11 protein-coding genes and 2 tRNA genes are annotated in these 12,676 nt (G+C 38.9%); 8 read left to right on the top strand and 5 right to left on the bottom strand.

The features are described 5' to 3' along the window. Positions 1–10: 10 nt before the first annotated feature. The 4 genes from HZA77_10075 to HZA77_10090 all read right to left on the bottom strand — a co-directional run bounded on the left by HZA77_10075 (position 11) and on the right by HZA77_10090 (position 4,157). A complete protein-coding gene (locus tag HZA77_10075; GenBank protein MBI5375774.1) occupies positions 11–2,314 on the bottom strand; it encodes a glycosyltransferase family 39 protein in 2,304 nt (767 codons plus the stop codon). A 74-nt stretch (positions 2,315–2,388) separates the two neighbouring features. Beyond that, positions 2,389–3,771, bottom strand: a complete 1,383-nt coding sequence (locus tag HZA77_10080; GenBank protein ID MBI5375775.1) for a sulfatase — start codon at positions 3,769–3,771, stop codon at positions 2,389–2,391. Positions 3,772–3,975: 204 nt separating this feature from the next. Next, a tRNA-Glu gene (locus tag HZA77_10085) sits at positions 3,976–4,048 on the bottom strand. Between the two features lie 36 nt (positions 4,049–4,084). Next, positions 4,085–4,157, bottom strand: a tRNA-Lys gene (locus tag HZA77_10090). A 74-nt stretch (positions 4,158–4,231) separates the two neighbouring features. Here HZA77_10090 and HZA77_10095 point away from each other — a divergent pair. Then, positions 4,232–4,882 carry a class I SAM-dependent methyltransferase gene (locus HZA77_10095; protein ID MBI5375776.1) on the top strand — a complete coding sequence of 217 codons (651 nt, stop codon included), beginning with the start codon at positions 4,232–4,234 and terminating at the stop codon, positions 4,880–4,882. Further along, entirely contained in the window at positions 4,879–6,324 is a 1,446-nt protein-coding gene (locus HZA77_10100) for a hypothetical protein (protein MBI5375777.1), read from the top strand. The genes HZA77_10095 and HZA77_10100 overlap by 4 nt, the downstream gene beginning before the upstream one ends. On the opposite strand, the gene HZA77_10105 is transcribed toward HZA77_10100, so the two are convergent. After that, complete coding sequence (locus HZA77_10105) at positions 6,299–9,634, bottom strand: hypothetical protein (protein ID MBI5375778.1); 3,336 nt, start codon at positions 9,632–9,634, stop codon at positions 6,299–6,301. The two genes, HZA77_10100 and HZA77_10105, sit on opposite strands and share 26 nt — an antisense overlap. A gap of 206 nt (positions 9,635–9,840) precedes the next feature. Between HZA77_10105 and HZA77_10110 the strand changes: the two genes are divergently transcribed. Genes HZA77_10110 through HZA77_10135 form a run of 6 tightly spaced genes read left to right on the top strand, consistent with a single transcriptional unit; the run spans position 9,841 to position 12,625 of the window. Then, positions 9,841–10,053 carry a hypothetical protein gene (locus tag HZA77_10110; GenBank protein ID MBI5375779.1) on the top strand — a complete coding sequence of 71 codons (213 nt, stop codon included), beginning with the start codon at positions 9,841–9,843 and terminating at the stop codon, positions 10,051–10,053. A gap of 49 nt (positions 10,054–10,102) precedes the next feature. Further along, positions 10,103–10,321: a NifU family protein gene (locus HZA77_10115; GenBank protein ID MBI5375780.1), complete on the top strand. Its 219-nt coding sequence runs from the start codon at positions 10,103–10,105 to the stop codon at positions 10,319–10,321. A 9-nt stretch (positions 10,322–10,330) separates the two neighbouring features. Further along, a complete protein-coding gene (locus HZA77_10120) occupies positions 10,331–10,747 on the top strand; it encodes a DsrE/DsrF/DrsH-like family protein (protein ID MBI5375781.1) in 417 nt (138 codons plus the stop codon). Positions 10,748–10,772: 25 nt separating this feature from the next. Continuing rightward, positions 10,773–11,957: a cysteine desulfurase NifS gene (gene nifS / locus HZA77_10125; protein ID MBI5375782.1), complete on the top strand. Its 1,185-nt coding sequence runs from the start codon at positions 10,773–10,775 to the stop codon at positions 11,955–11,957. Positions 11,958–11,989: 32 nt separating this feature from the next. Next, on the top strand, positions 11,990–12,373 hold the full coding sequence (nifU, locus tag HZA77_10130; GenBank protein ID MBI5375783.1) for a Fe-S cluster assembly scaffold protein NifU: 384 nt from the start codon (positions 11,990–11,992) through the stop codon (positions 12,371–12,373). Positions 12,374–12,391: 18 nt separating this feature from the next. Then, positions 12,392–12,625 (top strand): sulfurtransferase TusA family protein, encoded by a 234-nt coding sequence (locus HZA77_10135; GenBank protein MBI5375784.1) that lies wholly within the window; start codon positions 12,392–12,394, stop codon positions 12,623–12,625. Positions 12,626–12,676: the final 51 nt, after the last annotated feature.

Raw genomic sequence — 12,676 nt, forward strand, 5'->3', positions numbered from 1 at the left:
TTTTGGACTCTTACAATGTATGAGTTAACTCATTTTTTTCTTCCATAAAACCAGATTTAAAAGACATTTTGTTTTTCAGATCTATCTTATCCATAAAAGCATTCAGTACCATTTCATTACCAGAAAACCGAAATGCTGCTTGTGAGCCAAATCCCTGATAGAACGAAGCATGATATTCAGGATCTATTTTATTTATAAAATCTGAGATCTTGTTACAATTATAATAACATTTCTCAACAACTATCCTGGCAATCCCGCTATATATATGCTTTTTTTCATCATCAGAAAATGATGATATGATATTATTATATTTTGTTCCGTCGAAAGATGAAGCAATCGCAATTCCAGACCCTTCTAAAATAGCAGCGCTATATCCTGGGGGAACTTTATCTAATACATTTTTAATAATAGATGGGTTATCTCTGTTCTCATAAAATAAACCCAACCCAACTCCTCTGAGTATTATATTTTTATTACCAGTATTCATTGCTTCGATTTTGTTTACAACCTTTTCAAGGCTACCCTGATTTGACATTATATTAAAGCCAATTACTGGGAGGAATACTTGATGTAATTCTACATTTAATTTTCCAATCATATCCTCAGACACTATATCCTTTACAGCACCTTTGTCAGAAAGACCGTCGACAAAGCCTATAGAAAAAAATCTTTTATTGCCATCCGAAATAGTTTCAATTATGTCATCTACTGGCTCAAACCCATTAAACAAACCAATCCCATAGCCTAGTCCCTCATAAAAATATGATTTTTCTATAAAATCTCTAGAAGAGACAAGATTGTTAATCTCATTTATTACATCCAGCTTTTTATCAATAAAATAATGCCTAGTTGAAAATCCTGCACCATAAAAAAATTCATTGTAAAACTCTTTGTTAATATTGTCGCCAATATCAAAAAGCTTTTTTAAGTCAAATCTATCCCTTCCGATCCTGGCTCTCGTAAACATCTCTCCAGCAAACATTGAATATGAATAGCCATTCCTATAAATTAAATTATCTTTTGATGATTTAATTTCAGGAGTGAGATACATAGCTGTAAAACCCGAGGCACAAAAAAATACTGTCAACAATCCTCCTGTAATTTTCTTATATTTCTCATTTGCAACCAGCATATCTTTTATAAAAAAAGTGAGAATAAAAAAAATAGCAGGATATAAGGGGAGGAAATATCTTAACGACAGGTAATAGGATAAATAATTTTTTTCACTTGCATAACTTATTGCATTGGTAAATGCCGGGCTAAAAAAATAAATACATGAGAAGACTATTATATAAATAATGAAAAATGTTCTTTTATTTAAAAAAAGACTCCTCTTATTTACGTTAGAACTTTCTCTTTTAAAATGACCTTCAAATAAAATCCTGCTGCAGACAAATAAAAATGAAACTACAAGCAACACCAGACATATCTTCCTAATCAAAAATATCCCGAACGCATCTACATTATATCTGTAATCAAAAAGCGCAGGAATATTATTGAATAAATATTTTCCGATTTTTTCGCTCAGACCATGTAGTGCTCCCTGCTCTCCGGAATACCCTCCTCTCAAGAAGGAAGTCCCGCTAAAGTTGTTTACTAAATTGTAATATATGGCAGGGGTGAAACCTATAACAAAAGAAATAAAAAAATAGCAAAAATATTTTGTACTAAAGAATCTTCTATCAACGGCAAACCAGACAATAAAGAATGTCAACAGAACCGAAATAAATATATAATCAAAATAAAGTGAAAATCCGCATATAGCGCCTAACAGCGCATATAGAACTAACTTCTTATCACTGTATATTTCTTCGTTGGTATAAAAAATCGAATAATATATATATATAGTAACTGCTGAAAAAAACAAAGACTCGCAATGATTCCCAAGAAGCATAAGAGATGCACGAGAAAATAAAGCCGGTGGAAAAATAAAGAAAAGACCACCTACAATAGTGGTCATTGGATCAAAATACTTTTCCAGAAGAAACATAAAAAAAATGAAACTTACAAATGAGAAAGAGAATGCGACTAATTTTAAAGTCAGATAAGAATTGTTAAAACAATAGAAAAAAAAGGCTGTTAAATATTCGGTAACAACAGTTCCCCCGGCATGAGGCATTATCAGGCAATAAGAAAGAGGGATTTTAAGCCCTGTAGTAGCTATCTCATTCGCAACGGTTCCAATATAAAGCTCATCTGTATGCCTCGGGATAATTCTCGTCTGCAAAAACCATAAGCGGACTATCAAAAAAAACAGAATCAATACTACAAGATGCCACTTTCCGGTTAAGAATGTTGTTTCTTTTTTTGCCATTGTATTGATTATATTAGCACAATTGGCTAAATGAAATAACTTGAAAAAAGAGAGAGCTTCATAACTAAGAAAAGCTATAGATACCCTAAAGTTTTCAGTGCGTTTATATGTTCTTCCTGTATGCGATGATCAGAATCAGAACCATAACGTTTATTAAGCTTACTTATTTCAAAATCAAGCAGAGCTTTTATTTCATCCAGGGGTTTTGAAGGTTTATCAATCAGATTATTAAGTTCAAGAGGATCCTCAAGAAGATTGTAAAACTCATTTTTGCCTTTTGAGTAAAAAATATATTTGTATTTGTCATTTTGAAGTGAATAAACTCCGCCAGGTATCCAACCTTCATTTAATTGAGATTGATTTGGACGTGCCCTCTGGGCAAATGAATATTTAACTGGATAAGCCTTGTTCCCTTTTCCAAACTCGGCAACCAAAGAATGCCCTTCTATCTTTGGTAAAACTTTATCTAAAGGAATACCTGCAAAATCCATTATTGTAGGCAGAAGGTCAATATGACGGACCATTTTGTTTATTACCTGTCCTTTAAAATTTTCATTTGAAAAATAAAATAGAAGCGGCACTTGAACCTGTTCATTATAAAGATATTTGTCATGATGACGGTAATTATGACTTCCAAGACCTTCACCGTGATCCGCTGTAATCACCCAGAGGATATTCCCTTTGAATTTCTGTGCGTTAACCGTATCAAATAATCTTTTAATCTGTTGATCAACAAATCTTATCCTTGCATCGTATTCAATATTATGTTCAAAAGTTTTTGGATGGAAGACAGTCCCATATTTTACTGAAAGGAATTTTTTCAGTTCATCATTTGAGATAGAAGACTCCTTTTCCACGATTTCTCTGTAATCTGAATATAAAGAATATTCAGAGTCAAAGAAGTATTGATGTACATCAAAGAGATGCACCCACATAAAAAATTTGTCGTCCTGTTCCCGCTTTTGCAACCATTGTATGGCAGAATCTGTCGTTTCTTTCCCCTTTCTTACACTTCCTCTTTTTTCTTCATAGAAATCAAAATACTGGAAACCCTGTTTTAAGGCATCAAGAAATCTAACACTTATGAAAGCACTGGTTAAAAATTTATTTTGTTTAAAAATATCACTAATTGTAACCATATCTCTTTTAAGAAGCTCACCGTTACTGCTAATCCCGTGTTGCAAAGGAAAAAGAGATGTAAACATCGACGCATGCGATGGAGATGTCTGGGAAGTCGGGGCATAACACTTCTTAAACAAAATTCCCTTTTCTTTGAGTTCAGAAAGAAAAGGCGCTGTTTTCCGAGGATACCCATAGAATGGGAGGTGATCAGCACGCAGAGTGTCAATTGTAATAAAAATTACGCTCTGCACATTTTCAGTGTTCCTGTTACAGACAATGCTGAAAGCAATGACAATTAACAAAACTATAAGATTAAATCTGATTATTTTTTTCATTACACGATTTTCTTTATTAAAATATTTTCAAAAAAGCAAAAAAAAACGGGAACATAACTCAAAAATATAGATAGCAATAGCGGAAACAAACTATAGTGGATTTTGGGAGATGCACTCGCTGATCATGTTCAAATGGGTCTATATGGTAATCACAGAGAAGTGAGGCTGCCTAAGATAAAAGCCTCACTCACTGAAAAGAAACAACGTCCCCACGGGGATTCGAACCCCGGTTGCCGGCGTGAAAGGCCAGTGTCCTAGGCCTCTAGACGATGGGGACCTCTACTGCACTTTGGGAAAAACATAAAAAACTCTTTGAGCCGTGCTGGACTCGAACCAGCGACCATCTGCTTAAAAGGCAGATGCTCTACCACCTGAGCTAACGGCCCTCAACTTTTTAGAAGCGTTGTTTAATATCAAAAAAATAATGTCCTGTCAAAAAGATTTGTGCTAATATTTTTCAATGCTTGCTAAAGAGCGGAAATTAATGGCTCTCAGGAGAAAGCTCCCGTCTGACGGAATGGCTCTCAACATAGGTTGCGGAGATTTTAATTATTTTTCTTCAATTAAAGGCTTTAAAGGCAAAATTATCAACTGTGACAAAGATTTTTCTCCTGTCAGCCCTTTTATCAGATGCTTCGGTGAGAAACTGCCATTTAAGGATAACAGCTTTGATCATGTAGTTGCCCTGGATGTCATAGAACATATAAAGGACGATGCCCTTTTTTTAAAAGAAATTCTAAGGGTTCTAAAAAAAAGAGGCAGGGTTTTTATAACAACACCGTGCAGTGAAGATGACTTTCTGCTGATTGAGATACCCAAAAAAACAAATTGGGGAAATGCTGAAAAAGACTGGGGACACGTAAGGCGTGGCTATACAAGGAATGAGTTCAGAGCTCTCACAAAAAACTACTTCGAGATATCTTATCTTGAAAGATTCGGAGCAACTTTTTCACGCATAGGATACCAGCTCTACTATTTAAGGCACTGGTATAAATTCTGGAGATATATTCCTCCCGTCCGCTGGTTTCTGAGAATATTCAACTACCTCGACGTTCTGTTCTGCAACGGCAAGGGACATATGATTTTTGCCGTGCTCAATCCCAGGAAATGAAAAACCGCTCACTATTAACAATATGCACCTGCATTTTCATATTAACTGTCATTACAGGAGCTTTCTATCAATGGGGCGAGACAGGGATTGATGATGCATTCATCACCTACAGATATGCAGGACACATTGCTGGAGGGGATGGTTTTGTATGGAACAAAGGAGAGAGCCCGGTATACGGCTCAACAAGCTTCCTCTACACAATCCTTTTAAGCACATTTAACCGCTTCAATTTTGACATTCCTCAAAGCAGTGTCTTGATAAGTATTGCAGCAAGAGGTGTTTCAGGGATTTTAATCTTTTTAATCTGCATGGAACTATCCTCACCATCTACGGGAGCAATAGCTACTTTTTTATATGCCATTAATCCAGCTGTTATAAGCTATTCCGCAGGGCTTGAAACCCAGCTTTACATAACGCTGATTCTCGCAGGTTTTTATTTTTACTTTCGAAATTTGCTTTGCCTTTGTGCATTATCATGCGGGCTTTTGGTAATGACAAGGATTGACGGGCTACTTATTCCAGCCATGATTTTTATCTATCATCTTATCAAAAAAAGAGAAATACCTTTAAAACCTCTCATGATTTTCTCTGCTATTCTTTCTCCCTGGGTATTTTTCTCACTCTATACATTTGATTCCCTGCTCCCCAATAGTTTCTACGCAAAGCGGTTGCACGAAAAAGCGATTTCAGGAAGGTTTAATTTGATCCATATAATACCTGAGATTAAGGATACCGTAGGAAGTTATATTGTCTTGGCTTTATTGAGTTTGTTTGCTTTAGCCGGGATATTTTATTTTTTCAAAAAGAAATCAGAAAAATTTCTTCTCATCTCATGCTGGGGAGCAAGTTATTATCTGGCATACACCTTTGCAGGGCTGCCCGATTTTCCATGGTATTATATGCCGCTTCTTTTTTTATTCTTCATATCTGCTTCACAGGGAATAATATTTCTGGCTAACAGCGGCAATAAACCGTTTGGCAAGATTGCCATAATTTTAGCCATAATTTCAGTTTCCCAGATTTGCTATGTTGGTTACAAAACCGGAAGGCACAGATTCCTGCAAGGAAATACAATCTCGTTTAATGATGTGCGATACAGGATGTCTCAGGAGATAATAAAGAGAAACATCAATCCGGATGCTACCATACTTGCATACGAAGTCGGGATGATCGGTTATTACACTGACTTAAAAACAATAGACTTGCTCGGACTGGTATCGCCGGAAGTGATTCCTCATATCCGCGAAAGAGACTATCTCTGGAGCTTTAAAAAATATAATCCTGATTATGTGACATTGATAGACGCCGGAGACTCCCCTTCCACACGGGAGCTATTCAATCTGATAAAGAATGACAATAATTACGAGGAAACATTAAAAGTAAAAACACGGTGGGGGCACAACTATATACTTTTTTCTAAAAAGAAGGAGCAAGGTTCGTAAACAATACAGACAGATATCTCTTTGCATTGCGCCATGCAGGGGAATTTTGCGGAAGCCTATCCCATGTAAGCTGGTCAATAACGATCTTCCCTTTTCCTAAAGGGATCTCAAGAAGCCCTGAAGGTGTCATAATGGCTGAATCTCGCGCTTCACTGTAAATCTGATTTTCGATAATGTTCCCTCTAAGAGGAGAAGGAGCCAACCCAGGGGCCGGCTTGTCGTCAATCCAGTAAAGCTCCTGATTGCTCATCCCCCATGTAAGCGGAGCATTATTTTTTAAGACATTATTTTTTAAAAATGGAGGATTGCGTTTAGGCTTTGCCATTTCAAATCCCGCAAGGAACATATCTTGAGCCAGCTTAAAGCCTTGCGGTGTAAGCCCATGGAGATAGAGAGCGTCGCCAGCTTCAATCATTGGTTTTATTTCCCTAAAACGATTTGCGGCAGCGGCATCAAAATCATTAAAGATGAATATCCTCTTATATGCGAACCCCTTCTCCTTTGAAATTTCTTTTTTGCGGCAGTCATCAATCGGAAAGCCCACAGATTCAAGCCTTCCCTTGAAATCATCATTGCCGGAAAGCAGAACGCCCCGGACTTCTCCAATGTCATTCTTTTTTTCTTCCAGACAATACTTCACCATATTCGTAAATATCATACCTGCAGCCGGTTCATCATTAATCTTTAGAGCAATGTTCATCTGGCAGAAAAGGATTTTCCCTTTTCCTATAAATACCTCAACAAGCGGTGAATAAAGGAGTCCTCCTTCACCCCCAGAATCAATGAGCGCTCTTGCCCCAGCCTTCTCTGGTTTTGAAAAACAATTAGTGGCAACAATATTATTTTTCCCCCAGAATGAAAAATCTCCTTCTTCCATTTCATTAAAAACAGGATGTCCAGGAGCCCTGATATAACAGATCGTAGGTGAATGGCCGGTAATAGAAAGCGGAAACAGCCCCTGCGGCAATGAATCCTGTTTCATGACTATTGCACTCCCTCCACGCCGGACAAAATCAATTATATTATTAGGCATCTGGGGCTGGTTTTTTAATCCTGGCGAGAATGCCTTTTCTCCGGCAATGATAAGTTTTATATCATCATCGATATTGGCGCCCGGCTGGTCAAGGCTCTTAAAATCAGCACCTCTCAGGAAAGAAAGAGAGTTGTAAGGATCGTAAACAGCAACCTTGCCGCTGATGACATTTTTAAGAGAAAGTACCGGCAGGATAGAATAATCATAGGAATCGCTAAAAAGGACTTCTCCCTTTTTGTCTGAAACATTTATTAACAGCTTTAATTTTGTCCGCTCTTTAACCTCAGGAAGCCTTGCTGCCAATAGTATAAAATCCTTCCCTCCTGCCTCGATAAAAGATTTTCTTTTCGATGACCAGATTTTTTTACCATCAAGCTCCAGTTCAGAGTTTATCGCAAATTCTTTATCTTCAAGGGTATCATTAAATATTGTCACCTCCCTTGAAAAATCACTCCCCGCAAAAAACCTGCTGCCATATTCCTTCACAAAAGCAGCAATCGGCGAGAATGCTGTCCTGCACGCTTCCACAAGCTCATTCTTAGATGGTATATGCTTTTCAGACCAGCCATTCCCCCAGGGTTTTGTCTCGAACAAGTTCCAGGGTGTTACAGCCGGTATCTCGTTATAGCGATATGCCTTTAACTGCATAAGCCATGCTTTTGCCTTGGCAATCGTTTTATACCGAATAAAATCCTTATACCCCTCGTCTCCCACAAAAATACTGTCACCATCCGGGGTCCGCGATGGTTCCCAGAGTGTCTCTCCTATAAAGTAGGGCTTTGTCGGGTCTTTTCTTAGACTACCGCCTTTATTCTGCACGAACCAGTAAGATATATTGGGATACTGATAATGGCTTCCCCCCATATTGAGGTCATAAACATATTCCCGCGGATAATGGATGTTTTCAATGTCTCCGTCTCCAAATGTCTGCGCACCTTCATTCATAACAGGCCTTAAGGGATCAATAATTTTTGCTTCATGTTTAAGTGCGATAACCCTTGACTCAAGCTCGCTTCTTTCCATTTTATTATTTAAAAGCAAGCTGTCTATCTCGCTTGTAATATCCCATATAATAATGGATGGATGGTTGATCTTATCTTTAACAAGAGAGCGGACATGTTCTCTGGCATTATTCCAATAACGTTCATCAGTAATCATTTGAGATGCGTCAGGGGTTATAGCTGTGTCGGCGATAACAAGGATTCCCATTTTATCTGCCGTCTCATACCAGTGTTGAGGCCAGGGCTGATCCATAAGCCTCACGCAATTCACATTCGCATATTTTAAAAGATTGAACGTACGTTGAGAAGACTGAGGCTCAAGGTGATCATAAACATCGGCAATATGAAAGCAGGCGCCATGCAGATGTATCCTTTTGCCGTTAAATGAAAACTGGTTCCCATCTATGCTGAATTCCCTGAAACCGAAAACCGTATCAGTTTTATCATACTCTTTCCCATCAATTTCAATGATAGTTTGAAGCTTGTATAGGTATGGGTCATGGGGCCACCAGAGCCTTAGAGCATCCCATGTACCTGCCCCTCTTAACAATTTTTGTTCCCCGGGCATAAAAGTAACAGGCGGACTTTTGAAACTCATTTTTTCATCAGCACCATCCATCACCCTGAAAAGCAAATTTACATCAATATTCTTTCCTGATTTGTTTACAACCTCGACCGCTGCAGAGATTGTTTTCTTTTTCACACTGGTAAAAACCGAGACATTCTTTGAAAACACAGATGGGCGTATTAGAATATTTACATCACCCCAAATACCATGAAGTTTTGCATCCCTGTGCCAGGCAGGAGGATAAAGAAGCCTGCGTGTCTTTACATCACAAATTGAACTAAAGTTGCCAACCTTTACAAGGCAAGTATTAAGCTCCCCCCATTTAATTGAATCTGTTATGTCAAACTCGAATCCTTCGAACCCGCCAGTATGAGAGCCAGCCAGCTTGTCGTTTATAAAAACATCTGACTTCCATCGAACACCCTCACATTTTATAAAAACCCTTTCCCCCGGAATATTTGTGTGAGATATGGTGAAATCCTTTTTAAACCATGCGAATTGATACTCATTGCCGGTGATATAACCGGGCACATCAACCTCTTTCCAGATATTGGCATCTTCCGGCATTTTTTCATTTTTACTTTCAATGAGCTTCCACTTCCCGGAGAGCTCTACAACTTCAGCAGAATAGGCGGGGAAGATAAAACCAGAGTAAAGAAAAGCAATAATGACCAAAAAAAAGAACTTAAAATATCCGATTTTTTTCATAGATAGGATTATATAGTGAAATCAATAGAAAGGACAATATCTGTGGAATTTTTTATCCCCTAAAGTGTGGCTTGACTTTCTGGCTTAACAATTATAATAAAAGCGGTTCAACCTATTGGATTGAAAAGCATTACTGTTATATCCGGGCATAATACTTGCAATATACTTAGGGAATTAATAAAGATTAAAGAAGGAGCAAGAAAAATATGTCTATAATAGATGAACATGTAAAAGCAGTTGATGCCATAAGGATAGCAATTAAGAGGGAAAAAGAAACATTGGATTATTATACCAAAGCGGAGAGCGTTGTTAACGATGCAGGGGCTAAAAAGATGTTTGAACACCTTATACATCACTCAAAAGAGCATATACGCCTCCTTGAAGAGGAATATGACCTTAATATAATGTCAGAAATGTAGAACATTAGCGCTGAACAGGGCGTATATTTTATTAAACCGGAGGAATATCATGTTGGAAAGAGTAAAAGCAGTAATAGAAAAAATCAGACCCCGTCTTCAGATGGATGGCGGAGATATAGAGCTTGTGGGCATTGAGGACAACAAGGTAAAAGTAAAGCTCACCGGAGCATGCCACGGCTGCCCGGGCGCGCAGATGACTCTCAAGATGGGTGTAGAGAGGATGATAAAGGAAGAAGTACCTGAGATTGAAGAAGTCGTAGCTGTTTAATAGACAAAGATGGCTAAGGACAAATTCTTCATTATCTCGCATGGCGGGAGTTACGACCGTCTTTATCAGACTGTAACGATAGCCGTAACATCGGCAGCTTTAGGCGATGAGGTCTATGTTGTGCTCTTCTTCGATGCCTTAAGAAAGTTTGTAAAAGGGACAATGGATGAGAAAGAGCTTTCAAATGACATGGGGCCTGAAAAAGACGAGGTCTATGGAAGGATGAAGAAAATGAACCCCATGAGCATGGAAGATATGATAAACACCGTAAAACCTCTGGGGAACCTCAAATTCGTAGCATGCAGTGCGAATGTTGAATTCATGGGACTCAACAAAGAGGAAGTTTCAAAAAAAGTTGATGAGATCATGGGGCTTCCTACAATATTGAAGATGATGAAAGAGGCTAAAAACCAGCTTTATATCTAAATATATACTGGAGAACGAGATTAAAATGGCTGAAAGAATTTATATGGATTACGCATCAACCACCCCGGTTTTGCCCGAGGTAATTGAAGTAATGCTCCCATATATGAAAGAAGAGTTCGGCAATCCGCAAAGCCTTCACGCATTCGGCGATGCACCGAAAAATGCAGTAGATGGGGCAAGGGCGAAAGTGGCCGAGATGATAGGCGCGGAGTCCGTAGAAATATACTTTACTGCCACCGGGACTGAAAGCAACAACATGGCTATAAAAGGAGTTGCCGCCGCCCTTCAGAAAAAAGGTAAACATCTCATAAGCACCGAGATAGAGCATCACTCGGTGATGCATCCCTTAAAGACCCTTGAAAAGCAGGGTTTTGAGATAACTTATGTGCCTGTTGACCGTTACGGACTTGTAAACCCTGATGATGTAAAATCTGCAATCAGGCAGGATACGATCTTAGTGTCAGTGACTCATGCATCAAATGAGATAGGCACAATCGAGCCAATAAAAGAGATCGCAGCCATAACAAAAGAGAAAGGCGTTTTTCTTCACACAGACGCCATTCAGACTGCCGGAATAATACCGGTTAATGTCAAAGAACTTGGGGTTGATTTTCTAAGCCTGTCAGCACAGCAGTTCTATGGCCCCAAGGGTGTGGCTGCGATTTATATAAGAAAAGGTGCAAGGATAATGCCTATCCTTGACGGCGGTATACAGGAAAACGGAAGACGCGCCGGAACAGAAAATGTACCCGGTATTGCCGGCATGGGAAAAGCCTGTGAAATAGCCATTAAGGAAATGGAAAAACGAAACCAGAAATTATGCGCCTTGAGGGACAGCCTGATAAAAGGGCTTACAACCAAAATACCTCACTGTTATTTGAACGGGCATCCTGAAAAAAGACTTCCTGGAAATGCAAATCTCTCCATGGAATACATCGAGGGAGAATCAATTCTTCTTTTGCTTAATATGAATGGGGTTGCAGCTTCAAGCGGCTCTGCCTGTACTTCACGCGCACTTAAAGCTTCACACGTACTTACGGCGATGGGGATACCTCCGGAGATCGCCCAGGGTTCAATGCTTTTCAGCCTCGGCATTTACAACAAAGAAGAAGATGTGGCTAAGGTCTGCGAAGTGCTGCCTCCTATAGTTGACAGGCTGAGACAGATGTCGCCCTTATACGAAGAAGCAAAAAAAGAAGGCAAAATTTAAAGTAAATTATGTAAATTATAAAGGAGCACCAGATGGAAAAGTACAGTGACAAGGTAATGGATCATTTCATGAACCCTCGAAACGTAGGAGAGATAGTTGATGCCGATGCCGTAGGCCAGGTAGGCAATCCTTCCTGCGGAGACATAATGAAATTATACGTCAAAATAAAAGACGGAAAAGTCATTGATGCAAAGTTCAAGACCTTCGGCTGCGGGGCTGCCATAGCTACAAGCTCAATGGTAACGGAAATGGTAAAGGGCCTGTCAATCGAAGATGCAATGAAGATATCAAAGCAGGCTGTGGCAGAGGCACTGGATGGGCTTCCGCCTCAAAAAATGCACTGCTCAAATCTTGCAGCAGATGCGTTAAAGTCAGCGCTTGAAGAATATCTTAAAACACATGAAGAAAAAAAATAAAATGCCGGAGAGAAAATAATGCAGCCTGATGAAGTAATAGATGCGGTAGGCCTTTACTGCCCGATGCCGATTCTTTTGACAACACAGAAGATAAAGGAATTGAAGATCGGAGATGTCTTAGAAGTGATTGCCGATGATGAGGGAATAGTTAAGGATATGCCGACATGGTGCAAATCTACGGGCAACCAGTTTTTAAAGATTGAGAAAAAAGAAGACCAGTTCCACGTCTTTGTAAAGAAGATGAAAGATTAAAATAATTCAAGTGTAAACCAGAGAGCCGCAGCTTTTAGTCTGCGGCATTTT

Source organism: Candidatus Schekmanbacteria bacterium (assembly GCA_016219965.1).
Lineage (GTDB): Bacteria > Schekmanbacteria > GWA2-38-11 > GWA2-38-11 > J061 > JACRJM01.